At 71.9% G+C, this 24508-nt stretch carries 19 protein-coding genes; 6 read left to right on the top strand and 13 right to left on the bottom strand.

Going from position 1 to position 24508, the window contains the following annotated elements; translation table 11 throughout:
* Positions 1 to 15 precede the first annotated feature (15 nt).
* Positions 16 to 762 (top strand): LamB/YcsF family protein, encoded by a 747-nt coding sequence (locus Actob_RS00375; RefSeq protein WP_284922544.1) that lies wholly within the window; start codon positions 16 to 18, stop codon positions 760 to 762.
* 7 nt (positions 763 to 769) lie between these two features.
* On the opposite strand, the gene Actob_RS00380 is transcribed toward Actob_RS00375, so the two are convergent.
* The 6 genes from Actob_RS00380 to pdhA form a co-directional block, all read right to left on the bottom strand.
* On the bottom strand, positions 770 to 2560 hold the full coding sequence (locus Actob_RS00380; RefSeq protein WP_284917908.1) for an NHL domain-containing thioredoxin family protein: 1791 nt from the start codon (positions 2558 to 2560) through the stop codon (positions 770 to 772).
* A gap of 55 nt (positions 2561 to 2615) precedes the next feature.
* A complete protein-coding gene (locus Actob_RS00385) occupies positions 2616 to 5822 on the bottom strand; it encodes a hypothetical protein (RefSeq protein WP_284917910.1) in 3207 nt (1068 codons plus the stop codon).
* A gap of 318 nt (positions 5823 to 6140) precedes the next feature.
* Positions 6141 to 6275 carry a hypothetical protein gene (locus Actob_RS00390; protein WP_284917911.1) on the bottom strand — a complete coding sequence of 45 codons (135 nt, stop codon included), beginning with the start codon at positions 6273 to 6275 and terminating at the stop codon, positions 6141 to 6143.
* 208 nt (positions 6276 to 6483) lie between these two features.
* Positions 6484 to 7893 carry a dihydrolipoamide acetyltransferase family protein gene (locus Actob_RS00395; RefSeq protein ID WP_284917912.1) on the bottom strand — a complete coding sequence of 470 codons (1410 nt, stop codon included), beginning with the start codon at positions 7891 to 7893 and terminating at the stop codon, positions 6484 to 6486.
* Between the two features lie 5 nt (positions 7894 to 7898).
* Positions 7899 to 8885 (bottom strand): alpha-ketoacid dehydrogenase subunit beta, encoded by a 987-nt coding sequence (locus Actob_RS00400; RefSeq protein WP_407653529.1) that lies wholly within the window; start codon positions 8883 to 8885, stop codon positions 7899 to 7901.
* Positions 8885 to 10048: a pyruvate dehydrogenase (acetyl-transferring) E1 component subunit alpha gene (pdhA, locus tag Actob_RS00405; RefSeq protein WP_284917914.1), complete on the bottom strand. Its 1164-nt coding sequence runs from the start codon at positions 10046 to 10048 to the stop codon at positions 8885 to 8887. Before pdhA ends, Actob_RS00400 begins: the two co-directional genes overlap by 1 nt.
* A gap of 408 nt (positions 10049 to 10456) precedes the next feature.
* Here pdhA and Actob_RS00410 point away from each other — a divergent pair, with 408 nt between their 5' ends.
* Positions 10457 to 11566 (top strand): hypothetical protein, encoded by a 1110-nt coding sequence (locus Actob_RS00410; RefSeq protein ID WP_284917915.1) that lies wholly within the window; start codon positions 10457 to 10459, stop codon positions 11564 to 11566.
* Between the two features lie 20 nt (positions 11567 to 11586).
* Here the strand turns inward: Actob_RS00410 and Actob_RS00415 are convergent, their stop codons facing one another.
* From Actob_RS00415 to Actob_RS00425, 3 genes are read right to left on the bottom strand one after another with little or no spacing between them, the layout of a single operon-like run.
* The gene (locus Actob_RS00415; protein ID WP_284917916.1) at positions 11587 to 12792 is read right to left on the bottom strand and encodes a hypothetical protein; all 1206 of its coding nucleotides are present in this window, start codon (positions 12790 to 12792) and stop codon (positions 11587 to 11589) included.
* A gap of 34 nt (positions 12793 to 12826) precedes the next feature.
* Positions 12827 to 14506, bottom strand: coding sequence for a GTPase (locus tag Actob_RS00420; RefSeq protein ID WP_284917918.1), 1680 nt, complete (start codon positions 14504 to 14506; stop codon positions 12827 to 12829).
* Complete coding sequence (locus Actob_RS00425) at positions 14503 to 16209, bottom strand: GTPase family protein (protein WP_284917919.1); 1707 nt, start codon at positions 16207 to 16209, stop codon at positions 14503 to 14505. The genes Actob_RS00420 and Actob_RS00425 overlap by 4 nt, the downstream gene beginning before the upstream one ends.
* A gap of 384 nt (positions 16210 to 16593) precedes the next feature.
* Here Actob_RS00425 and dnaK point away from each other — a divergent pair, with 384 nt between their 5' ends.
* The 4 genes from dnaK to Actob_RS00445 all read left to right on the top strand — a co-directional run bounded on the left by dnaK (position 16594) and on the right by Actob_RS00445 (position 20798).
* On the top strand, positions 16594 to 18447 hold the full coding sequence (gene dnaK / locus Actob_RS00430) for a molecular chaperone DnaK (protein ID WP_284917920.1): 1854 nt from the start codon (positions 16594 to 16596) through the stop codon (positions 18445 to 18447).
* A complete protein-coding gene (gene grpE, locus Actob_RS00435; protein WP_284917921.1) occupies positions 18444 to 19061 on the top strand; it encodes a nucleotide exchange factor GrpE in 618 nt (205 codons plus the stop codon). Before dnaK ends, grpE begins: the two co-directional genes overlap by 4 nt.
* A gap of 76 nt (positions 19062 to 19137) precedes the next feature.
* Positions 19138 to 20334 carry a molecular chaperone DnaJ gene (gene dnaJ, locus Actob_RS00440; RefSeq protein ID WP_284922546.1) on the top strand — a complete coding sequence of 399 codons (1197 nt, stop codon included), beginning with the start codon at positions 19138 to 19140 and terminating at the stop codon, positions 20332 to 20334.
* 20 nt (positions 20335 to 20354) lie between these two features.
* Positions 20355 to 20798 (top strand): heat shock protein transcriptional repressor HspR, encoded by a 444-nt coding sequence (locus Actob_RS00445; protein ID WP_284917922.1) that lies wholly within the window; start codon positions 20355 to 20357, stop codon positions 20796 to 20798.
* Between the two features lie 54 nt (positions 20799 to 20852).
* On the opposite strand, the gene Actob_RS00450 is transcribed toward Actob_RS00445, so the two are convergent.
* The 4 genes from Actob_RS00450 to Actob_RS00465 form a co-directional block, all read right to left on the bottom strand.
* Positions 20853 to 21299, bottom strand: coding sequence for a hypothetical protein (locus Actob_RS00450; RefSeq protein WP_284917923.1), 447 nt, complete (start codon positions 21297 to 21299; stop codon positions 20853 to 20855).
* A gap of 186 nt (positions 21300 to 21485) precedes the next feature.
* On the bottom strand, positions 21486 to 22694 hold the full coding sequence (locus tag Actob_RS00455; RefSeq protein WP_284917924.1) for a cation:proton antiporter: 1209 nt from the start codon (positions 22692 to 22694) through the stop codon (positions 21486 to 21488).
* Between the two features lie 6 nt (positions 22695 to 22700).
* Complete coding sequence (locus tag Actob_RS00460; RefSeq protein ID WP_284917925.1) at positions 22701 to 23198, bottom strand: cation:proton antiporter regulatory subunit; 498 nt, start codon at positions 23196 to 23198, stop codon at positions 22701 to 22703.
* 44 nt (positions 23199 to 23242) lie between these two features.
* Complete coding sequence (locus Actob_RS00465) at positions 23243 to 24445, bottom strand: sugar efflux transporter (RefSeq protein WP_284917927.1); 1203 nt, start codon at positions 24443 to 24445, stop codon at positions 23243 to 23245.
* Positions 24446 to 24508 lie beyond the last annotated feature (63 nt).

Raw genomic sequence — 24508 nt, forward strand, 5'->3', positions numbered from 1 at the left:
GGTGCCATGGGCTCGATTGATCTCAACGCGGACCTCGGCGAAGGCTTCGGCGCCTGGCGGCTGGGCGACGACGAGGCCCTGCTCGACATCGTGACCTCGGCGAACGTGGCCTGCGGCTTCCACGCCGGCGACCCGTCGACGATGCACCGGGTCTGCCGGGCCGCGGCCGAGCGGGGCGTGGCCGTCGGCGCCCAGGTCGGTTACCGGGATCTGGCCGGGTTCGGGCGCCGCCGGATCGACTACGCGTTCGGCGAGCTGCGCGACGACGTGCTCTATCAGATCGGCGCGCTGGAGGCGTTCTGCCGGGCGGCCGGCGACCGGGTGCGCTACGTCAAACCGCACGGCGCGCTCTACAACACCGCTGCGATCGACCAGGGGCAGGCGGACGCGGTGGTCGCCGCGATCCTCGCCTACGACAGTGCGCTGCCGGTGCTCTGCCAGCCCGGATCGGTGCTGCACCGGCAGGCCGAGGCGGCCGGGCTGACGGCCGTCGGCGAGGGGTTCGCCGACCGCGGATACCTGCCGGACGGCCGGCTGGTGCCGCGCTCGCGGCCGGACGCGCTGGTGCACGATCCGGCCGCGGTGGTGGAGCGGGCCGCCCGGATGGCCGTCGACGGCGAGGTGGTCGCCGTCGACGGCTCGGTCATCGCCTGCCCGGTGCGGTCGATCTGCGTGCACGGGGACACACCTGGCGCTGTGGAACTGGCCCGTGCGGTCCGGACCGGGCTGGCGCGGCGGTCGACGGTCGGCGCGTTCGCCTGAGGCCGGCTCAGGCCTGCTGGTCCATGCCGCGCAGGATCAGCGGCAGCCGGTCCGGCCCGGCCGGGTCGATCACGATCGGCACACCCCAGTCCTGCCTGGTCAGGTGACAGGCGCCGAACTCGGCGTCGACGTCACACGTCGCGGCTTGCGCGACAACCTGCAAGACCCCTTTCGGTACGGCGGGGTTGAGCACCAACCGGCGGGACAGCTCGGTGGTGGTGCCCTCGCCGTCGAGCAGCAGCTCGGCCGGCGAGGCGGAGACGGTCAGCCGTACCGGCGAGCCGAACTGGCTGTCCAGTTTCTGGCCGGGTGCCGGAGTGAAGATCACATCGAGGGTGACCTCGCCGGCGGCCAGGTGCGACGGCGGGCGCTCGGTCTTGTGCCGCTCACCGGCGACCGTCTGGACCACGCCCGGGGCGAGCCGGGTCAGCCGGTGCGCGGCCGACTCGACGACCAGCACCTCGCCCGAGGAGGTGACCAGGATGTCGCTCGGCTCGGCCACGCTGGAGTCCACCGTGGAGACCTGGCCCGACGCCGGATCGAAGCGCCGGACCGCGCCGTTGTAGGTGTCCGCGATCAGCACCGAGCCGTCCGGCAGGCCGGCGACGCCGAGCGGGTGCTGCAGCAGGGCCTGGTCGGCCGGACCGTCCACGTGACCGAAATCGAACAGGCCTTGACCGACCGCGGTGTGCAGCACGCCGGCCTCGACGTAGCGCAGCGCGGAGGTCTCGCTGTCGGCGATCCAGAGCCGATCACCCTGAACGGCGAGGCCGCTCGGCTGGGCCATCCAGACGTCCGGGATCGGGCCGTCGCGCAGCGCCTCGACGGTGGTGCCGGCGTACACCCCGACGGTGCGCTGGATCGGGTCGAACCACCACAGCTGGTGAATACCGGCCATGGCGATGATGACCTTGTCGTCGAACCAGGCCAGGTCCCACGGCGAGGAGAGGTCGGCGGCGAGGGCGTCGTGCGGGTGATCATCCACGGTGGAACGCCATGGCCGGCCGGAGCCGGCGACCAGGGTGATCTCCCCGGTGCTCAGGTTCAGGCCGCGCAGCTGGTGGTTGACAGTGTCGGCGATGACCACGTCGTAACCGGCGATGCCGCCGGCCTCGGGCGGCAGCAGGAGCAGGCCTTGCGGCTCGCTGAACGGCTCGTTGCGAGTGCCGCCGAAACGGCGGATCAGGGTCTCGGCGTCCGGGGACAGCTCGACGACCGAGTGCCGGGCCGAGTCGGAGACCAGCAGGTTGCCGCCGGGCAGCTCGATCGCCTTGCCGGGGAAGTGCAGCAGACCGGCGGCGGCGGGCGGCGGGACGTACGGCCCGTCGCCGCGGTGCAGGGTGCCGTCCGCCTCGTGCTTGGCGACCAGCTCGTCGATCAGCCGGGACAGGCCCTCGGCGTGACCCTCACCGGCCATCGAGGCGACCAGGTAACCGGTCGGGTCGACGACGGCCAGGGTGGGCCAGGCCTTCGCGGCGTACTGCTGCCAGATGTGCATGTCGCCGTCGTCGACGACCGGGTGATGAACGCCATACCGCTCCACCGCGGCGGCCAGGGCCCGCGGGTCGCGCTCGTGCTCGAATTTCGGGGAGTGCACGCCGATCACCACGAGGGCGTCGCCGTACTTCTCCTCCAGCGGGCGCAGCTCATCCAGGACATGCAGGCAGTTGATGCAGCAGAACGTCCAGAAGTCCAGCAGGAGGATCTTGCCCCGAAGGTCGGCCAGGGTGAGGGCCTTCCCACCGGTGTTGAGCCAGCCGCGACCCTTGAGTTCGGGCGCACGCACGCGAGAAGTCATTCGACCATGGTGCCTCAGCGCGCGGACCAGCTTGCGGGCTGGTCCGCGCGACTGCTCAGTTGGCGGTCGGCTTGCCCAGGCAGTAGACCTTCTTGCCGGCCACGATCACCGGCTGCGCCTTGTCGGCGCACTGGGCCTTCGAGTCGGCGATCTGGGTGACCTGGTAGGCGCCCTGCTCGGTGCAGGCCACCTTGACCACCTTGTCGCCGTTCTTCACGCAGTCGCCCTGGCCCAGCTTGAAGTCGCTGTCGTCGCCGCCCGAGGAGATCAGCCAGGTCAGGCCGAACACCACGGCCAGCAGCAGGGCCGCGCCGAGCACCACGAACATCGCCACCGGGCCGGTCTTCACCTTCGGTTTCGCCGGCGCGGGCGGCTCCTCGGCCTTGAACTGGTCGAACTTGCCCTGATCGGCCGGTCCGGGCCAGCTCGTGGTGTCCTCCGGGCTGGGCGGCGTCACCGTGGCCTGGTTGGCACCGAACGGGTCGGCGCCGAACGGATCGGAACCCTGTGCGGGCATCGGCGGCGCGCTGCCGAACGGGTCCGAGCCGTGCGCGGGCATCGGCGACGTGTTGCCGAACGGGTCGGTGCCCGGCATCGGCGGCAGGGCCGGAGCCGGGACGAACGGCGAGTTGCCCCGGCCGGAGACGTCAGTGGTGTGCTCGTTGAAGTGGTCGTTGCCGGGGGCGGCCGGGGCGCCGAACGGGTTCGACGTGGCCGGACCGCTGGGGAACGACGACGACGGCGGCGGGAAGGTCGGCTCCTCGGCCCCGAACCCCTGCGCCGGCGGCGGGAAACCCTGTGCCGGCGGGGGGAACGACTGCGCGGGCGGCGGGAACGACGGACCGTTGCCGGGGATCGCGGGCGATCCGGGCGGGCCGAACGGGTTCGCGCCGTCCGGCGGCGCCACCCGGGCGCTGCCCGACGTCGGGCTGGACGGGCTCATCGGCGCGCCCGGCTCCGGCGGGGAGACGCGGGCGGTGGCCCGGGCCGGGGACTGCGGCGCCGGTCCGGGAGCCTCGCCGAACGCCTCGGCGCCACGCGACTCCTCACCGCGCTGCGGCGGCGCGAAGCCGCCGAAGCCGCCGGTGTTCTCCTCGTTGCGTTGCGGGAGTGAGCCGAAGCCGGCCGGGTTCTCGTCGGCGCGCTGCGGGAACCCGCCGAAGCCGCCGGTGTTCTCCTCGTTGCGTTGCGGGAACGCGCCGAAGCCGGCTGGGTTCTCCTCATGGCGCTGGGGGAACGCGCCGAAGCCGCCCGAGTTTTCCTCGTTGCGCTGGGGGAACGCGCCGAAGCCGGCCGGGTTCTCCTCATGGCGCTGCGGGGACGCGCCGAAGCCGCCGGAATTCTCCTCGGCGCGCTGCGGCGGCGGGAAGGAGCCGAAGCCCTCCGAGCGAGAGGTGGGCGGCGGGAAGCCGCGGTCGTCGGCGCTCTCCGGGGCCGGCGGGCGGGCGCCGGGGAACGGCGGGTTCTCACCGGTCGGCGGGAACGCCGGGGACTCCGGCGTCTCCGGTTGCTCCGGGGTCTCGTCCGCGGCGGGCGCGGGACGTCCATAGACCCGGGCCTGCGGCGCGGCGGTGGGCGGCGGGATCTCGCCGCCGTCGGCGGGCGGTGTCACCCGTCCGGGTACCGAGACGCTCGCGGTGACCGGACGGGCCGAGCCGCTGGCCGGGTGGGCCGCTGCGGCGTCGCGCGGCTGCGGGACCGAGCCGGAGACCGGCACTGACGCGGAGCCGGCCGGCGACACCGAGGCCGGTCCCATCGGAACCGAGGCCGATCCGGCCGGTGCCTGCCCGGGGAACGCGGATCCGGCCGGCGCCTGGCCCGGGAAGGCGGAACCGGGGGCCTGACCAGGGAAGGCGGGTCCGGTCGGCGGCGGGAACTCCGGCCCGGCGGGCGGGAAGGAGGAGCTCGTCGGCGGCGGGAACTCGGACCCGGCGGGCGGGAAGGAGGAGCTCGTCGGCGGCGGGAACTCCGGCCCGGCGGGCGGGAACGAGGAGCTCGTCGGCGGCGGGAAGTCAGGCGCGGCAGGACCGCCGGGCGCGAAGGGTGACTGGGCCGGCGGTGGGACCGAACCCGAGGTGGGCGCGGTCGGCGGCAGCGCACCACCGGTGCCGAGTGCGGCCCCGGGCACCCGCTGCGGGAAGCCCGATGAGTCGGCCTGCGACTGCTCCGAACCGGCGGCGTCGCCGGAAGACGGGGACGCGGCACCGAACGGGGAGGGCGCGGCACTCCCGGAAGCGGGTGCCGGATATCCCGCCGAGCTGCGGATCGGCAGGTCCAGGCCGGGCGTGGCCCCGCTCGGCTCCTCGATCGCGCCCGGCCCGGCCGGCGCCCGCAGCGGGAATCCGCCGCTGTCGCCCTGTCGGGTCGGGAACGTGGTGGACGGCGGCCCGCTGGGGGCCTCGTCGGCCGGGCGGGCGGCGCCACCGAGCCAGCTGTTCTCAGCCGGGCCGGTCAGGCCGGAGGGCCCGGGACCGTCCGGAAGATCGGTAAGGGTGGCGCCGGGGACACGCGCCTTCTGATCGCCGAAGGCGGAGAAGGTCGACTGGTCGGCCGCGGCGGCCGAGGCACCCGGAGTCCGGGTCGGCAGCCCGCTGCTGCTGGTCGGCGGCGGGAAAGCGGGCGCCTCCGGCGCGGCCTGCGGCGGCGGGAAGGAGCCGGAACCGGGCTGCTGCGGCGCGAAGGGGCCGGAGCCGGGCTGCGGCGGCGCGAAGGAGCCGGATCCAGGCTGCTGCGGCGGCGGGAAAGCGGCGGAACCAGGCTGCTGCGGCGGCGGGTAGGAAGCGGATCCGGACGGCTGCGGAACAGCCGCGGATGCACGCCCGGGCGGCGTGAAGCCAGCCGGCCCGAAAGGCGACTCAGCGGGCGGCGGCCCCGGCTCAGCGGGGGCCGGCGGCGCCCAGGCCGACGGCGGCGCGCTCTCACCAGGCTGCTGTCCATACCCCGAATTCGGCCCGTACGGCGAAGCCGTCCCGGGCGAGACCGACCCATACGGCGAAGCCGGCTCCTCGGGCTGCGGCACGCGCGCCGACCCGTACGGAGTCCCGGTCGGGTTCGATCCCGACCCGAAAGTGGCGACAGCCGGCACCACGAACGGTGATCCGCCACCCGGCGTGGCCTGCGGCGGCGGCCCGTACGACGTGGGAACGCCCTCGGCCGGAGGCACCGATGCCGATGCCCGGCCCGACACTCGCTGACCGTCCGGATCGGGTCCGCCCGACGCGGCCTCGGCCGGCTGCCCGGCGTAGTGCCCCTCGGACGTCATACGCGCCTCCTCATCGATGCGGCCGTGCCAGCTTTGCACGGACGCGACCCCCTCGGCGACCTGCCGCCGGGAGCCGTGCCAGCTTTTCAGGCCTGGCCGTGCTGGGGCGCACCGGCGAGGTCGCCGTCGGAGCCCCGGTCGCCCGCCCCGACCGGCCGTGCCGGTTTGGGGACCAGTGCCCCACCGTACCGGGCCAGCCCGGCGGAGAAAATCCCGGTGTACGCCACTGAGGGAATGCCACGCGGGGTGCCGGCACGGTTGCCGATACGAAACAGCCCGCCCGGGTGATGCGGGCGGGCCGAATGGTGGGCGCTCTGCCTACAGCGGCTGACGGCGCTGGGCGAACAGGTTGATCTCGTCGCGCATGGCCCGGCTGGGCGCGACCTGCCAGGCGCGGTCGATGGCGCGGTTCTGGCGGTTGAACTCACGACGCTGGCGGAGGCGATCGATCATGTTCACTGCTGGTGCTCTTTTCCCCGGTAGTGGTGGCCGGTCTCGCGACGTGCCACCGCCGGGCCCGCTGGTGGCGGACACCCTCGGCGCACGTCTCAGGTGTGCCTCAAGTGTCCGCCTCAGCGGTTGATCGTGCCAACTATTTAGATGGTGATCCCGGTCATCTGCCTAACAATCAAAGGTCATTCGGCTGATGGGCCGAAAGTCCTCAGGTCCAGGCCAGGATCGCTGCTTCCGGGTCGGTGAGGAAGACGCCGATGTCCCGGAGGAACTTCGAGCCCAGCTCGCCATCGATGATCCGGTGGTCGAAGGAGAGCCCGAGGGTGGTGACCTGGCGCACCTTGATCTTGCCCTTGTGCACCCACGGGGTGGGCCGGATCGCACCGAACGCGAGGATCACCGACTCGCCCGGCGGCAGGATCGGGGTACCGGTGTCGACGCCGAAGACGCCCACGTTGGTGATCGAGAGTGTGCCGTGCGCCATGTCGGCCGGCGGCGTCTTGCCCGATTTCGCCGTCCGGACCAGCGTGTTCAGCGCCTCGGCCAGCTCCACCAGGCTGAGCCGCCCGGCGTCCTTGACGTTCGGCACGATCAGTCCGCGCTCGGTCGCCGCGGCGATCCCGAGGTTCACGTACTCCTTGACCACGATCTCGTTCGTCGCGGCGGACCACGACGAGTTGACCATCGGGTGCCGCTTGACCGCGAGCAGCACCGCTTTCGCCACCATCAGCAGCGGGGAGATCCGCAGCTCGGCGAACTCCGGCCGGGCCTTCAGCTTGTCCAGAGCCTTCATCGTCCGGGTGACGTCGACGGTGAGGAACTCGGTGACGTGCGGCGCGGTGAACGCCGAGGCCACCATGTTCTCGGCCGTCAGTTTCCGCACGCCCTTGACCGGGATGCGCTGCTCACGGGACGCGTCGAAGACCGCGACGGGTGCGGCAGCGGCCTTCGCCGCCGGTTTCGCGGCGCCTTCGGCGGCTTTGTGTACGTCGTCCCGCGTCACCGACCCCAGCGGCCCGGTCCCCGCGATCGTCGCGAGGTCGACGCCCAGATCGCGGGCGAGTTTCCGGACCGGCGGCTTGGCCAGCACCGGACCACTCCGGACCGGTGCCGCCGGGGGGACGGTCGGTGCGGGAGCCGTGGCAACGGCAGGGGCGGCGGCCACCGGGGCGGCTGACGGGGCGGTCACCCGGGGACGCCGTTTCGCGCTCGCCTCCCGGACGCCGTAGCCGACCAGCACCGGCGTACGCCCGACGCCGGGCGCCGCGGGTGCCGGACTGCCGATCATCCCGGGCTCCACGGCTCCCTCGCTGGGCGCGATCTCGACAGCGGCCAGCGACTCGGCGGACGGCTCCGGCAGCGAGCCGGCTCCCGGGTCGGTGTCGATCGAGATGATCGGCTGGCCGACCTCCACCGTGACACCGGCCTCGTGGAAGATCTTGGTGACCACGCCGGCCCATTTCGCCGGGATCTCGACGGCCGCCTTCGCCGTCTCCACCTCGACGATCGGCTGGTTCAGCTCGATCGTGTCGCCGACCTTGACCAGCCAGGCGAGGATCTCGCCCTCGGTCAGGCCCTCGCCCAGGTCGGGCAGGTTGAACTCCTTGATCCGCGACATCGGCGTCACCAGCCGAACGAGCGGTCGACGGCGTCCAGCAGACGGTCCAGATCCGGCAGGTACTCCTCCTCGGAGCGCGCCGCCGGATACGGGATGTCGTATCCGGTGACCCGGAGCACCGGTGCCTCCAGCGAGTAGAAGCACTCCTCGGTGATCTTCGCGGCCAGCTCGGCGCCCATCCCCAGGTTGCCCGGTGCCTCGTGCACCACGACCGCGCGGCCGGTCCGCTTCACCGACTCGAAGATCGTCGGGAAGTCGACCGGGGAGAGCGTGCGCAGGTCGATGACCTCCAGGTCACGCCCGTCCTCGGCGGCAGCCGCCGCGGCATCCAGGGCGACACGCACCATCGGGCCGTACGCCAGAAGTGTCGCATCGGACCCGGGCCGGGCCACCCGCGCCGCGTGCAGCGGGTAGGCGCCGCTCAGCGGCGCGTCCAGGTCGACGTCGCCCTTCTCCCAGTACCGGCGCTTCGGCTCGAAGAACACCACCGGGTCGTCGGACGCGATCGCCTGCTGGATCATCGTGTACGCGTCGGCCGGGTTGGAGCAGGTCACGACCTTGAGCCCGGGGGTGTGCGCGAAGTACGCCTCGGGCGACTCGGAGTGGTGCTCGACCGCGCCGATGCCGCCGCCGAACGGGATCCGGATCACCATCGGCACCCGGACCTTGCCCTTGGAGCGGTAGAACATCTTCGCCACCTGGGCGACGATCTGGTTGTACGCCGGGAAGACGAACCCGTCGAACTGGATCTCGCAGACCGGCCGGTACCCGCGGATGGCCAGGCCGACCGCGGTGCCGACGATGCCGGCCTCGGCCAGCGGGGTGTCGATGACCCGGTCCTCGCCGAAGTCCTTCTGCAGGCCGTCGGTGATCCGGAAGACGCCGCCCAGCTTGCCGACGTCCTCGCCCATGATGACGACCTTCGGGTCGTTCTCCAGGGCGCGGCGCAGGCCGTGGTTGAGGGCCTTGCCCAGGGTGATCTTCTCGGCCATCAGTGCCCACTCCCCTCGAACGACGCGTGGTACTCGGTGAACGCCTGGCGTTGCTCGTCGAGTTCCGGTGATCCGTTGGGATAGACGTGGTCGAACATCGTGACCGGCTGCGGATCGGGCATCGCCAGCACCCGCTCGCGCAGGCTCAGGGCGAGTTGCTTGGCGCCCTCGTCGACCTCGGCGAAGAAGTCGTCGCCGGCCAGCTTCTGCTTGGTCAGGAAGGCCTTGACCCGGGCGATCGGGTCCTTCGCCTTCCACGACTCGACCTCGGAGGCGATCCGGTAGCGGGTCGGGTCGTCCGAGCTGGTGTGCGCGCCCATCCGGTACGTGTACGCCTCGATCAGCGTCGGACCCTGGCCGTTGCGCGCGTTGTCCAGCGCGGCGCGGGTCACCGCGTAGCTGGCCAGCACGTCGTTGCCGTCGATCCGGATGCCCGGGAAGCCGTAGCCGGCCGCGCGGTTGTACAGCGGGATGCGGGTCTGCCGCTCCAGCGGTTCGGAGATCGCGTACTGGTTGTTCTGGCAGAAGAAGACGATCGGGGCGTTGAACACCCCGGACCAGACGAACGACTCGTTGACCTCGCCCTGGCTGGTCGCGCCGTCGCCGAAGTAGGCGATCACCGCCTCGCCGTCCGGGCTGCCGGTCTTGCCGTCCATGGTGACACCCATGGCGTAGCCGGTCGCGTGCAGCGTCTGCGAGCCGATCACGATGGTGTAGCTGTTGAACTTGTGCTCGTTCGCGTCCCACCCGCCCTGATCGACGCCGCGGAACAGGCCGAACGGCATGATCGGGTCGATCCCGCGGCAGTACAGCACGCCGTGCTCGCGGTAGGTGGGGAAAGCCATGTCCTGCGGGCGCAGCGCCCGGCCGGAACCGACCTGCGCCGCCTCCTGGCCCAGCAGGCTCGCCCAGAGCCCCAGCTCACCCTGCCGCTGCAGGGCGGTCGCCTCGGCATCGAGCCGGCGCACCGTCACCAGGTCGCGGTAGAGCCCGCGGTACTCCTCGTCGGTGAAGTCGACCGAGTACGTGGTTCCGTCCGCCGTGGTGACGCTGCCCAGGTGCTCGCCGTCGGGCGTGAGCAATTGGACGAAGCCGCCTGCCGGCGCGTCGGTGCCGCCTCCCGAGGGGGGCACCGCCCCGGCTTTGCGTTCGCCTTTCGCCATCCGTGTCTCCCTGTATCTCCTCTGCGCCCGCGGCGGGTGTCGCCCGGCCACGCGGCGGAACCACTGGCCGCCGCGCATGTGCCGGGTGAGGCTGCCGCGCGACGTTCCGGCCGGGACTGCGCCCCTCCGGGACGGCCCGCCGTTGCCCCGCTGGTCGGCGGAAGGCGACGGCGGCGGTGCCGTCGCCACCATCCTGACAGAGGGAGTGAGGGGCGTTACATAGTGCGTGGATCACGAATAGAGATTTTCTGCTGACGTATCGTTAAGGGTATTTGTCCGATATAACCGACTTTGCGACCTCACTACCGTACGAATAGCCCGAGTCCGCCGCTGCCGATCAGCCGATGCCTCGTTCACACCTTGACCGAGACGGATCCAGGATGATCTTTTGGTTCGGAGGACACCGGAGTGCCGCACCTGCCCGACGACGACGGCTACGAGCCGCCCCTGAAGGTGCTCCGGAAACGGCTCGACGGTGTATATCGCGAGGACCACGGCCTGTCCGGGCCGACCCGGCGATACATCCTCATGGTCGCCCTGCTGGTCGGCCTCGCCTCGATACCGACCCTCGCCGTGATCACCGCCGGCACCAGCGAGATCACCCGGAACAAGCGGACCGGTGCGATGGACGCGCCGTTCCTGCCGCCACCGGCGACCGGCCCGGTCCGGCCCTCGCCAACCCCGGGGAACCATTCCCGGCACGCCGATCCGAAGCGGTCACCATCACTTTCCAGTACGACGACGCCGCCGGGCGTGTCGCCGGGCCACGGGGTGCCACCGGCACCGTCCTCCGATGTGGATCATCAGACTGGCGACGCCGGTGCGGAGCCGTCCCCGGCGGTCACGGCGTTCCCGACGGTGCCCGGACTGCCCGTGGTGCCGCCGGAGGACTGGGACAGCCCGCTGGCCCGGCGCGCGCCCGCCGGCCTCTGGGACTCACCGGAGTTCCCGGAGATCCCCGAGGTCCCCGAAGTAGCTGACCCCGCCGTCTCGCCGGACTCCACCGACGATCCCGATGCCGCCGGCTCGTCGGACTCATCGGACTCACCGGACGCGTCGGGCGCCGGGAGTGACGAGGACGCCGACGACGAGCGGTCCTCTTCGGACAGCGCTGATTCTTCAGATGATGCCAATTCTGCTTACGACTCGTGGCGTGTGGATCCGTCCGGTGACCGGGACGGCTCCGCGCCTCACGAGTGTGAGGCCGTTCTCCGTTCCACAGTCATCGACCGGCGACGCAGCCGGTCCCGTCCCAGCCGGAGGTCAGCAGTGACCGAGCGTCCGCACGTCAACGCCGCCCGGAACCTCACCCACAGCTACGGCGACAGCCGCAACGTCCGCCGCTCGATGACCCAGCCGCGCTCGGACGAGAACCGGATCACCAACCGTCCGTACCGGGGCCACCATCGTGCCGAGCACACCCGCCACGACGAGAACACCCCGGCCCGCCAGCGCAGCTCCCGGGTGGGCCGGCACCACGCCGACCCCGTGGAGGAGCACTACCTGAACCACCGCTGACCCAGGCGGCGGCCCCGCGGTCAGTCGTCGGTGAGGCGGTCGCGGTTGGCCTGCAGCCAGGCGTCGATAGCGTCCGCATCGTTGGGGTCGACACCCTCGGCGATCAGCTGGGCCACCGCGGCGGTGGCCGGGCTGCGCCGCTCGCCGGTGGAGTAGAGCCGGACGAACTCGGGCACCAGCTTGTCCACCTCGGCGGCGGTTTCCGCGATCGCTGCCGGTGGCAGGCCGCGGCGCCAGGTCGCGTACTCCGACCAGGCCCGGACGACCCGGGGCAGCATCGCGGCGTCGTCCATGTCCAGGACCGCCCGGCGGTGCACCCAGTCCAGCAGGAAGAGGCCGGCCACCGCCGGGCTCCAGCGCAGCGGATCACCGCCGGGCAGGGTGGCCGCGTGGTCGACCAGCAGGCCGAGGCAGAACTGCAGGGACGGCTGGTCGGCGTCCGGTGCGGCCAGCCCGGCGCGAGCCGCCTCCGGCGAGGCCAAGAAGTCGCGGAGCAGCTCGGGCACGTTGCGCCCGGGCGGCTCGGTGAGGGGCGGGGTGGTCGGCGCGGGCAGCAGCGCCAGCCGGGCGCCGGCCAGGGCCCGGTCGGTGGCCAGCGACCCGTCGGCCGGCAGCTCACTGAGATCGTCGGTGACCCGCAGGTGCCGCTCCACCTCGTCGCGCAGCAGGCCCGGGTCCTCGTCCCGGAACCAGGTGAGCTCGTCGTGCTCGCAGAGCGACCGGACCTGGGCCAGGATCCGCTCGGCCGAGCCGGCCACGAACACGTCCTTGACGATGCCGATGTTGTGATCGACCAGCGCCACCACGGCATGTTCCGGCCCGCCCTCGGCGGCCTCCTCGTACGCGAAGGTCACCAGGTAGGAGGTCTGGTCGCCGTACACATCGCCGTAGGCATGGCAACCGGTGGCCCGGACCCGCCCCAACTGCCCGGTCCACGACGGACCGTGCGGGTCGTGCCCGACCTGGCCGGCGCCGCCGGCATCGGGCACCAGCGCGGCGAAGACCTCGCGGATGATCGTGGCGGCCGGCTCCGGCCGCTGCCCGGTCGCGGCCAGGAACTCACCGACGAACTCGCGGACGGCAGCCGCCCGGTCGCCCTCGGCCACCGCGTAGACACTGCCGAGCAGCGCGGTGCCGAGCATCTCGGCGTCCAGTGCGCTGCTCAGCCCGGTGACGTCGCGGGCCGCGTGCAGCACCGCCTCATACACGCTCTGGGGTGCCGGCATGCCGCGAGCCTACCGCTCGCGGCATGCGGAAGGACTACTCCGAACGCACCACACCGAGCGCTTCGCGCGCTTGAGCGTACGCGTTGAGCACCTCCCGGACCGGCGCCACCACGTATCCCCGACCGACATCGGTGACCGAGGCGCGCAATCGCTGTTCGGCGCGTCGCCGGGCGCGTCGCCCGCCCGCCTCGACCAGCGGCTTGAGCAGCAACCAGAGCAGCAGGCCGGCGAACAGCCCGCCGAGCAGCAGCACGGTCGGCAGCGGCACCGTGCCCACCTCCGGCTCGCCGAGATCGGGCAGCCCGAGCGCGCTCATCGCGTAGCCCGCCACCAGCCAGACCAGGCCGGCCAGGGCGGCGGCGAGCAGCAGCCACTGCAGGATCCCGGTCACCCGCCACCAGAGCGGCCTGCGGTCGGTGCCCAGGTCCGTCGTGGCGATCGCCCGGTCCAGCGCGTCCGGCAGATCGGCGGCTTTCGACCGGGCCGCTGTGGTCAGGGCCGGCGCCCACACCTCCGGCAGCGGCGCGGCGGCTCGCGCGGCGACCGCGCGGACCGACAGGCCGACAGCCGACTTCTGCGCCGCGTCGGCGGCGGGCAGCGAGGTCCGGGGCACGACGTCGGTCGACACCGCGTCGGTCTTGACCGGCTCGCCCAGGTGCAGCTTGCGCAGCGGATCGGGGCGGAGCCGGCGCAGCCCGCGGACCAGCGGCCAGCCGGTCGCCGCGGCGGCCCGGTGCCGGTAGGAGGCGCCGGCGGCGTCGGCCACCGCGGGCACCCCAGCCGAGGCCGCGAGCGCGTCGGTCAGCTGCCGGATGGTCGTCCGGTCCACCTCGTCCTCGGCGGCCGGCGGACCCATCATCTCGGCCAGCTCCTCGCCGGCCGCGTCCAGGTCGGCGGCGAGCCGGCGCAGTGCGGCCCGGCGCTCGGCGACCGTGATTTCCAGCGCCTCGCGCAGCTCGGCCAGCATGCCCGGCTGTTTCGCCGAGGTGGCCAGCACCGGCGCGCCGGTCAGCCCGTCCTCGTCGAGCAGCCGGCGCAGGTCGGTGAGGACCGCGTCGGTGTCCGCGGTGCTGAGCCGGTCGGCCTGGTTCAGCACCACGATGGTCACGCCGGCGTGGGTGGCGAACTGGGAGAGGTAGGCGCGGTGCAGGATCCGGTCGCCGTACTTCTGCGGGTCGACCACCCAGACGATCTGGTCGACCAGCCCGAGCAGCCGGTCCACCTCCAACTGGTGCGCGCGTTCCACCGAGTCGAAGTCGGGCAGGTCGAGCAGGACCAGGCCGCGCAGCGACGCCTCGTCGTCGCCGTCCAGCGCGCTCTCCCGGACGAACCGCTGCCGGGGCAGCACGCCGATCCAGTCGAGCAGCCGGTTGGCCGGCTCCAGCGGACCCCAGACCACCGCGTGCGCGGTGCCGGTGGTCGGCCGGCGCACCCCGACCGGCGACAGCTTGAACCGGGCCAGAGCGTTGAACAGGCTGGACTTGCCGCTGCCGGTGCTGCCGGCCAGGGCCACCACGGTGTGGTCCAGCGACAGCGTGAGCCGACCGCTGGCGCGCTCCACAATGGTGTGCGCGGTGACCAGCTCGCCGTCCGGCAGGTACGGATCGACCAGCCGGAGAAAACGGGTCAGTGCCTCCAGCCGCCGGGTCAGTCCCTCGGCGTCCACCGGATCGCCCCCGGACGGGGCATCCCGCAGCTTTTCCACCAGACTCATGACCCCGATCCGGTCAACGCGATGTCCTTCCTGGCGCTCTCCACCTCGGCGGCGGCTTGGCGCAACAGTGTGCCGGGTTCCGCCTCACGGCGCACGGCGGCCGTCCGATCGGTGAACCGGGCGGCCTCGGTGTCCAGCAACTCGTCGAACTGGGCGATCAACTCGGTGCGGGCCCGGGTGGCCAGGCTGCGGATGGCCTGGTCGCCGAAGACCGCCTCGAGCACCTTCTGCGCGGCGACGGTGGTGCCGGCGCCGACCGCCACCTCCAGGCCGGTCGGGATGAACGCGGTAGCGGTGAACACCGCGATCATCACGGCCAGGCCGGCGCCGTTCACCGCGAACGCGGTGCCGCGGGCCACCGAGCGCCTGTCGCCACCCTCGCGCCGGACCAGGTCCAGCACCCACAGCTGCCAGTCGCGGACCAGCCGGTCGGCGCGCTGCGCCAGGCCGGCCGAGGCGGCTTTCAGATCGTCCTGCAGCAGCGCCTGCCCGGCCGGGTGCGCGTGCCACGAGGCGTAGGCCTGCTCGGCGGCGTCGGTCGCCACCCCGCGCAGCAGCGTGACCAGCTGCGACTCCAGCGCGACCTGCAGGCTGCGACTGGGGCCGGGCCGGCCGGTGACCGCCGCGACGAACCGGTCGCGCAACTGCCCGATCCGCGACTCCAGGTTGCGGGCGAACTCGCCGGTGCCGACGAACTCCTGCCAGCGGGCCAGCACCTCGCCGCGGAGCAGCCGGCCGTCCTGCAGGCCGTCGCGCACCGTGCGCTTGGCCGTCTGGTAGGCGGTGCTGACCCGCTCGTCGAGCGCCTGCGCGGTCTTGGTCTGGTCCTCGGCGGCCTCGGCCAGGCCGTCGACCGCCGGGGCGAGCGCGGCCAGCGCGCCGTTGAGGGTCTGCCGGACCACCGTGTCGCGGGCCCCCGGATCGGCCGAGAGCTGGGCGAACCACTGCCGCATCGGCTGGATCACCGGTGCCGGGAGCATGCCGCGGGCGTCCAGCTCGGTCTCCGGCAGCACGAACAGCGGGGCGTTGCCCAACTCGTGCTCGGTGAGCATCTCGCCCAGGTGGGCGGCGATCTCGGCGGCCGCGTCGAGCGGCACCCGGTCGAGCACCAGGGCGATCACCGTGCCGCGCAGCCGGGCGGTCTTGAGCAGCTCCCAGGGCACCGCGTCGGCGTACCGCGCGGCGGTGGTGACGAACAGCCACAGGTCGGCGGCGGCCAGCAGCTGGGCGGCGAGTTTGCGGTTGCGGTCGACCACCGAGTCGACGTCCGGCGCGTCCAGCAGGGCCAGGCCGGGACCGATGCCCCGGGCGCCGACGACCTGCAGCGAATTCGGGTCGTCGCTGCTCTTCACCGTGCGGATCAGGCCGGGCAGCAGGTGCGGCTGCTCGAACCAGCCGAGATTTTCCGGGTGCGCGACCAGCACCGGCGAGCGGGTGGTCGGGCGCAGCACCCCGGCACTGGTCACCGGCTCCTGGACCAGGCTGTTGACCAGCGTCGACTTGCCGGCCCCGGTGGAGCCGCCGACGACCACCAGCATCGGCGCGTCCAGCCGGGCCAGCCGGGGGAGCAGGTAGTCGTCGAGCTGCGCGAGCAGCGCGGAACCGACCCGCTGGGCCTCCTCGGCCGAGGGCAGCGCCAACGGGTACGAGACCGTGCCGAGCGCCGCCCGCAGCCGGCTCAGTGCCGTTGCGAGCCTGCCCACGGCGGCCGGGGGTTCGACCGGTGCGGTGATGGCGTTCTCCTTGTTCGCCAGACGGGCCGGGACGCTCCCCGTACCATCGGAAAGGTCTGCGCGCGCCGGGCTGACCTGGGCTTTCTTGTCTGATGCGGCGGGGACGGCGGATGGGGCCGACGGACCGACCGCGTCTCCGTGCGTCGTCACGGAAATAGCGTGCACGATCTACCCAGGCCCGGCAACGGGTACCGGTATGCCGTGACCGGACAGGTATGTAGGTGATTAGGCGCGCGGCCTGGACTTGCGTCGCTTCGGCTCAACTTCGATTTGACGGTTAGCGGACCCGTGGCATCATTGAGTCGGTTCCACTCAACCCTTTACGGACCAGCCGGTAACGAAGCGAGGAACACCATGGCACGTGCGGTCGGCATCGACCTCGGCACCACGAACTCCTGCGTCAGCGTTCTGGAAGGAGGCGAGCCCACCGTCGTCGCCAACGCGGAGGGCTCGCGGACGACGCCGTCGATCGTCGCCTTCGCCCGTAACGGCGAGGTGCTCGTCGGCGAGGTCGCCAAGCGTCAGGCGGTCACCAACCCGGACCGGACCATCCGTTCGGTCAAGCGGGAGATCGGCACCAACTGGTCGATCGACATCGACGGGAAGAAGTACACCCCGCAGGAGATCTCCGCGCGGGTGCTGATGAAGCTGAAGCGCGACTCCGAGGCGTACCTGGGCGAGACGATCACCGACGCGGTGATCACCGTCCCGGCGTACTTCAACGACGCCCAGCGCCAGGCCACCAAGGAAGCCGGCGAGATCGCCGGCCTCAACGTCCTGCGGATCGTGAACGAGCCGACCGCGGCGGCGCTGGCCTACGGCCTGGACAAGGGCTCCAAGGAGCAGACCGTCCTGGTCTTCGACCTGGGTGGCGGCACCTTCGACGTCTCGCTGCTGGAGCTGGGCGACGGCGTCATCGAGGTCAAGTCCACCTCCGGTGACAACCACCTCGGTGGTGACGACTGGGACCAGCGGATCATCGACCACCTGGTCAAGACGTTCCGCGGCGAGCACGGCATCGACCTGTCCCAGGACAAGATGGCGCTGCAGCGGCTGCGCGAGGCCGCGGAGAAGGCCAAGATCGAGCTCTCCGCCGCCACCACCACCAGCATCAACCTGCCCTACATCACCGCCGGGGCGAACGGCCCGCTGCACCTGGACACCTCGCTGTCCCGGGCCGAGTTCCAGCGCATGACGCAGGACCTGCTGGACCGCTGCAAGGGCCCGTTCGAGTCCGCGATCAAGGACGCCGACGTCAAGCTCTCCGACATCGACCACGTCATCCTGGTCGGCGGCTCCACCCGGATGCCCGCCGTCACCGAGCTGGTCAAGAGCCTGACCGGCAAGGAGCCGAACAAGGGCGTGAACCCGGACGAGGTCGTCGCGGTCGGCGCGGCGCTGCAGGCCGGTGTGCTCAAGGGCGAGGTCAAGGACGTCCTGCTGCTCGATGTCACCCCGCTGTCGCTGGGCATCGAGACCAAGGGCGGCATCATGCACAAGCTGGTGGAGCGCAACACCACCATCCCGGCGCACCGCTCCGAGGTCTACACCACGGCGGACGACAACCAGCCCTCCGTGCTGATCCAGGTGTACCAGGGTGAGCGCGAGATGGCGGCGTACAACAAGAAGCTCGGTACCTTCGAGCTCTCCGGCATCGCGCCCGCCCCGCGCGGCGTGCCGCAGATCGAGGTCTCCTTCGACATCGACGCGAACGGCATCGTGCACGTGTCCGCCAAGGACCTGGGCACGGGCAAGGAGCAGAAGATGACCATCACCGGCGGCTCCGCGCTGCCGAAGGAGGACATCGAGCGGATGATGCGCGACGCCGAGTCGCACGCCGAGGACGACAAGAAGCGGCGTGAGGACGCGGAGGCCCGCAACCTCGCCGAGCAGCTCCAGTGGCAGACCGAGAAGTTCCTGGCGGAGAGCGGCGACAAGCTCCCCGAGGACAGCAAGAACAAGATCAGCGAGGCGCTCGGCGAGCTGCGCGGCGCGCTCGGCGGCACCGACATCGAGAAGATCAAGTCGGCGCACGAGCGGCTCTCGCAGGTCTCCCAGGAGGCCGGTTCGCTGCTCTACTCGCAGGGTGAGGCCCCGCAGGCCGGCCCCGAGGGCGCCGGCGCGCCGGGTGGCGCCACCGGTGCCGGTCCGGCCGCGGGCGGCGACGACGTGGTCGACGCCGAGATCGTGGAGGACGACAAGAAGTGAGCGTCAAGGACGACGAGAACGACGGTCCGGTGACCGAGCGGGAAGTCATCCAGGGCGAGAGCGACTCGACGGCCGAGACGACTTCCGAGCAGCAGCCGGGTAAGAAGCCGGGCGGCGCGCATCGCGCCCCGGAGGAGGAGGAAGTGGCTCCGGTGGCCGAGGACACCAAGTCCGGCGTGGGCGCCGAGCTGGACGCGCTGCGCGGCGAGCTCGACGAGCGGACCCATGACCTGCAGCGGGTGACCGCGGAGTACGCCAACTACCGCAAGCGGGTGGACCGCGACCGGGGTGCGGCGGCGGAGCAGACCACCGGCGCGGTGCTCACCGCGCTGCTGCCGGTGCTGGACGACATCGACCGGGCCCGTGAGCACGGTGACCTGGTCGGGCCGTTCGCCTCGGTGGCGGAGCAGCTCACCGCGGCGACCGGCAAGCTCGGCCTGGTCGCGTTCGGCGAGAAGGGTGACCCCTTCGACCCGAACCGGCACGAGGCGGTCGCGCACCAGACGTCCGCTGACGTCACGGAGCCGACCTGCGTCGAGGTGATGCGCCGCGGTTACACCCTGGGCGAGCGGCTGCTGCGCCCGGCCATGGTCGCCGTCGCCGATCCCGAGTGAGTTTCCGTTCCTGTCCCGCCCGCCGGTTCCCCGGCGGGCGGGACGGCACCCATCATGAGTCGAGGAGGTGGACCAACTGAGCTCGAAGGACTGGCTCGAGAAGGACTTCTACGCCGTTCTCGGCGTGAACAAGTCCGCCTCAACCGACGAGATCAAGAAGGCGTACCGGAAACTCGCCCGCGACCTGCATCCCGACCGCAACCCCGACAACAAGGAGGCGGAGGAGAAGTTCAAGGCCGCGTCCGAGGCGTACGACGTGCTGGCCGACGACAAGAAGCGCAAAGAGTACGACGAGATGCGCTCCCTGTTCGGCTCCGGTGCGTTCCGCCGGGGCGCCGGCCGGCCCGGTGGCGGTGCCCAGTTCGACCCGTCCGACCTGTTCGGTGGTTTCACCGGGGCCGGTGCGGCGGGTGGCGGGGCGGACCGCCGGTTCGGCGGCACCGGGTTCTCCGACATCTTCAGCTCGATCTTCTCCGGCGGCGGTGGCGCCAGCCCGGCCGGGCGACGTGGCCCGCAGCGCGGTCGCGACGTGGAGACCGAGGTGACACTGGACTTCGCGCAGGCCGTGCGGGGCACCACGCTGCCGCTGACCCTGCGCACCCCGGGTGCCTGCGACACCTGCCGCGGCTCCGGGGCCAAGCCGGGCACCATCCCGCGCTCCTGCGCGAAATGCCACGGTACCGGCCTGGTCTCCAGCAACCAGGGCTCGTTCAGCTTCTCCGAGCCGTGCCGCGAGTGTCAGGGCTCGGGCAGCATCGTCGACGAGAAGTGCCCGGAGTGTCGTGGCACCGGCGGCGTGACCAAGACCCGGACGATCAACGTGCGCTTCCCGGCCGGTGTCGCCGACGGGCAGCGGATCCGGCTCAGCGGCCGGGGCGAGCCGGGCGATCGGGGTGGCCCGGCCGGTGACCTGTACGTGCAGGTCAAGGTGCGTCCCGACGAGCTGTTCGGGCGCAGCGGCGACGACCTCACGCTGACCGTCCCGATCAGCGTGGCCGAGGCCGTGCTCGGCACCGACCTGCGGGTGCCCACCCTGGACAACCCGGTGACGCTGCGAGTGCCGGCCGGTACACCGAGCGGCCGCAAGCTGCGGGCCCGGGGCAAGGGCGTGGTCCGCAAGGAGGGCCAGGCGGGCGACCTGATCGTCACGGTCGAGGTGCAGATCCCGTCCGGGGTGACCGGCGAGGCCCGGGACGCGCTGGAGAAATTCGCGAAACTCACCCCGCCCGCGGGGCGGGAACGGCTCGAAGCGCGCGTGCGCAAGACCGGCTAGAGACCCTCCGGAGGTGGCACATGTATGAGGAGATCCACGTCTCGGTCGAACAGGCCTCCGACGCGAAGGTCCTGATCATCTCCGTGGCGGCCCGGCTGGCCGGGATGCACCCACAGACGCTGCGCCAGTACGACCGGCTCGGCCTGGTGCAGCCGGGTCGTGCCGGTGGTGGCGGCCGGCGATACAGCGAACGAGACGTGGCGCTGCTCCGCGAGGTGCAGCGGCTGAGCCAGGAGGACGGGGTCAACCTGGCCGGCATCAAGCGGATCATCGGCCTCGAGCAGATGGCCGGCGACCTGCAGCAGCGGGTCGCCGAGCTCGAACAGCAGCTGGCCGACGCCTACGCCCGGATCGCCCAGCTGGAGGCGATGAACCCGTACGCGGGCCGCGGTGACCTGGTCCGCCAGGAGAACCACTCCACAGCACTGGTGGTCTGGCGTCCGCGCCGCCCCGCGGACAGATAGCAACGGCGGCCCCCAGATGAGGGGCCGCCGTTACGACACGTAGTTACCTGTTGATTACCGCCGGTTGAAAAGGCCGAGCCGGCGCGGGTTGCGCACCAGGCCGCCCTCCATCCAGTCGTGGTGGTCGAACAGCTCCGGCCGGGTCATCAGGACCCGGGTGTTGTGCGCCCAGATCTGCATCGGCTCGTCGCCGACCTCCTCGGCGCGCTCCACCCATTTCTTGAGCCGCCGCCTGCGCTGGTTGCTCGCATTCTGCCGGACACCGTCCGCCGCGTAGATGTACATGCAGTGCTGCGCGAACCGCCGGGCCGGGCACTGCCGGTCCATGGCCAGCTCGAACAGCGTCGGGCCGAGCACGTCGCCGGAGATCAGCAGATCCCAGTCACGTGGCATCGTGCTCAGCGGCACCGACTCGGGGTGATAGGCCCACGCCTCCATCTCACCCGGCTTGGGATCGACGGGGTTCTGGAACCCCAGGAAAGTCGCCTCACGCACGCTCAACGCCGCCGCCTCATTCATCCGTTCGCGCGCGATCCGGGTCACATCCGCCGTCGCGCGTGTCGAACGTCCCAATACACAGAGTTGTCGCGGCGCAACGGTAGCGCGATCAACGAGTGAACGGAAGTGTCAACAGTTCACATTCAGATACTGGACAGTAACTTTCGGCGGGGGCGCCTGTTACCCGGCTCACTCGGCGCTGGGCAGGGGTTTTGTCGTCGGCCGCCGCGCCGCCATCCGCCGGCGAATCAGGTTCCTGAACCAGGCATAGTCGGCGAGCCGGGCCAGCATCGGTCCGCAGACCACCGTGATCAACACGTAGGCGGTGGCGAGCGGCGCGAGCTTCGGCTCCACCCCGGAGGCGACCGCGAGTCCGGCGATCACCACCGAGAACTCGCCGCGCGGGGTGAGCGCCAGCCCGGCCCGTAGCCGGCCGGGCAGCGCGATCCCGGCCCGCCGGGCGGCCAGATACCCGGTGGCCACCTTGGTCAGCATGGTGAGCACCGCCAGGCCCAGCGCCGGGAGCAGCACCGGCGGCATGTCGGCCGGGTCGGTGGAGAGCCCGAAGAAGACGAAGAACACCGCCGCGAACAGGTCCCGCAGCGGCGACAGCATCTCGGTGGCGTGGTGCGCGACCGGCCCGGAGAGCGCGATGCCGACCAGGAACGCGCCGACCGCCTCGGAAACCTTGAGCTCGGCGGCCACCCCGGCCACGAACAGGGTCAGCCCGAGAACGCTGAGCAGCAGCGCCTCCGGGTCCTTCACCGACATGAACCGGCTGATCGTGCCGCCGTACCGGATCGCCACCACCAGCACCGCGATCACCGTGACCACCGCGACGGCGAGCGTACTGAGCCCGCCCAGCAGGCCCACCCCGGCCAGCACCGCCGTCGCGATCGGCAGGTAGAACGCCATCGCCAGGTCCTCGATGACCAGCACCGAGAGGATCACCGGGGTCTCCCGGTTGCCGAGCCGGCCCAGGTCGCCGAGCACCTTGGCGATCACCCCGGAGGACGAGACCCAGGTGATCCCGGCGAGCACCAGCGCCGCCTTCAGATCCCAGCCCAGCAGGACCGCGAACAGTGCCCCGGGCAGCGCGTTGAGCAGCATGTCGAGGACACCCGCCGGTGCTGCCGAGCGCAGGTTGCCGACCAGCTCGTCGGCCGAGTACTCCAAGCCCAGCATGACCAGGAGCAGGATCACCCCGATCTGGGCGCCGATCGCGATGAAGTCCTCGCTGGCCGAGAGCGGGACCAGCCCGCCGCGCCCGAAGAACAGCCCGGCCAGCAGGTAGAGCGGGATCGGCGACAGCCCGAACCGGCGGCCCGCGCGGCCCAGCATCCCGAGGCCGAACAGCAGCGCCCCGATCTCGATGAGCAGGACGGTGGAGGCATGCACGACAACTCAGCCGTCGGTGTCGCCGGCCAGGATGGCGGTGACACCGTCCAGGCCGTCGCGGGTGCCGACGGCGACGACCACGTCGTTCGCCTCGAACTGGAAGGTGGGGCCGGGGGACGGGATCACCTCGCGGTCGCGCAGCACCGCCACGATCGACGCACTGGTGCGGGTGCGGGCCCGGGTGTCGCCGAGGCGCCGGCCGACGAATGGCGAACCGGCCGGCAGCGCGATCTGCTCAGTGAGCAGCCCGGCCGCCTGCTGGCGCAGGCCGGCCAGCTGGCTGAGCATCAGCGACGCGCCGAGGACGTCGGCCAGGGCCTCCGCCTCGTCGTCGGTCAGCGGGATCGAGGCCAGGCACGAGTCCGGGTCGTCCACGTCGTAGAGCACCAGGTCGCGACGCCCGTTGCGGTGCGAGACCACCCCGACGGTACGCCCGGAGGAGGTCACCAGGTCGTGTCGGACACCGATACCCGGCAGCGGAGTCTGTTCCACCCGTACGCGCACGATCTCCACGTTAGCCCGCGGAGAGTGATTTACGTCGCGGAGTGTCAGTCCTGCTCGGCACTCAGCTCGGCCAGTGGCGCGGTCGCCGGGATCGCCGGCGGCTTCGCCACCAGCAGCAGGAGCAGGCCGAGGACGGCGAGGACCAGATTCATTCCGTACGCCAGGCGGTAGCCGTGCACCTGCGCGATGCCGAAGAGCGGTGCCGCGAGGATGTTGCCGAGCGGGAAGGCGTTGGTGAACATCGTGGTCACCCGGCCCGGGTGCGCCGGCATCATCTCCTGCACGTAAGAGATGCCCATCCCGGAGGTGGCCGCGATGAACAGGGCGTTCAGCACCTGGGCGGCGGCCAGCATCCCGATCGACTGGGCGGTCGCCGCCACCGCCTGATAGGCCACCGCGCACACCGTGCCGGCCAGGATCAGCCGGCGCAGCGGCATCCTGGTGCTGAGCGCACCGAAGCCGAGCATCAGCGGGATCTCCAGGGCCGCGCAGAGCCCGAGGATCAGGCCGGCGTCGCCGACCGAGCCGTGCAGGTCGGTGCTGACGTACAGGGACATCGCCTGCACGCCGAGCACCATCGTGGTGGTGAGCAGGACGAAGCCGCCGATGATCGGGTAGATCGCGCGCGGCGGACGGACCCGGGCGCCTCGCTCCGACGGGGTACTGGCGGGTGCCTCGATCTCGGGCAGCCAGCGCACGGCGATCAGGGCGGCGACGAGATAGAGGACGGCGGCGGTGCCATAGACGTACCGGAAATCGGTTTTGTCCAGAAGGATCGCCGCAAGCGGCGGACCGCCGACCCAGGCGATCGAGAAGATCGTGCGCAGTGCGCTGATGCCCATCGCGGCCCGGCCCGGGTCGTCGCCGGCGAGCACCTGCCGGGCATAGGCGAACGACTGCGGATAGAACGAGCCGGCGAACGCCGTGGCGGTGACGGTCAGCGCCAGCAGGACCCAGTAGTCCCGGATCATCGAGGTGAGCCCGGTGCCCGCGCAGCCGGCCAGGGCGGCGGCGATGAGCAACATGCGCCGGATCGGGCGACGGTCCGAGATCCGGCCGATCACCTGCGACATCGCCACCCCGGAGAGGGAGGCGACGATCAGGAACGCGGAAACCTGGAACGGGCTCGCGTGCACCGCGGTGCTGAGAAACAGGCCGAGGAACGGGCCGACCACCGCGGTCGCCACCCCGGAGGCGAGAAAGATGAAGCCGAGCGGGAGCAGCCGCCGCGACAGGAGGCGCGTCACCAGCCAAACGTTACGTCCGATCAGGAGAGAGCGCTTTCGCAGGTGGTGACCATCACGCGGGGT

Source organism: Actinoplanes oblitus (genome assembly GCF_030252345.1).
In the GTDB taxonomy this organism is placed as follows: domain Bacteria; phylum Actinomycetota; class Actinomycetes; order Mycobacteriales; family Micromonosporaceae; genus Actinoplanes; species Actinoplanes oblitus.

Excerpts from the sequence above, each read along its gene's own strand:
- Actob_RS00415 (WP_284917916.1), bottom strand. The coding sequence starts at position 12,792 with ATGCCGGCACCCCAGAGCGTGTATGAGGCGGTGCTGCACGCGGCCCGC.
- Actob_RS00445 (WP_284917922.1), top strand. The coding sequence starts at position 20,355 with ATGTATGAGGAGATCCACGTCTCGGTCGAACAGGCCTCCGACGCGAAG.
- Actob_RS00420 (WP_284917918.1), bottom strand. The coding sequence starts at position 14,506 with ATGAGTCTGGTGGAAAAGCTGCGGGATGCCCCGTCCGGGGGCGATCCG.
- Actob_RS00385 (WP_284917910.1), bottom strand. The coding sequence starts at position 5,822 with ATGACGTCCGAGGGGCACTACGCCGGGCAGCCGGCCGAGGCCGCGTCG.
- dnaK (WP_284917920.1), top strand. The coding sequence starts at position 16,594 with ATGGCACGTGCGGTCGGCATCGACCTCGGCACCACGAACTCCTGCGTC.
- Actob_RS00380 (WP_284917908.1), bottom strand. The coding sequence starts at position 2,560 with ATGACTTCTCGCGTGCGTGCGCCCGAACTCAAGGGTCGCGGCTGGCTC.
- Actob_RS00400 (WP_407653529.1), bottom strand. The coding sequence starts at position 8,885 with ATGGCCGAGAAGATCACCCTGGGCAAGGCCCTCAACCACGGCCTGCGC.
- Actob_RS00395 (WP_284917912.1), bottom strand. The coding sequence starts at position 7,893 with ATGTCGCGGATCAAGGAGTTCAACCTGCCCGACCTGGGCGAGGGCCTG.
- pdhA (WP_284917914.1), bottom strand. The coding sequence starts at position 10,048 with ATGGCGAAAGGCGAACGCAAAGCCGGGGCGGTGCCCCCCTCGGGAGGC.
- Actob_RS00390 (WP_284917911.1), bottom strand. The coding sequence starts at position 6,275 with ATGATCGATCGCCTCCGCCAGCGTCGTGAGTTCAACCGCCAGAACCGC.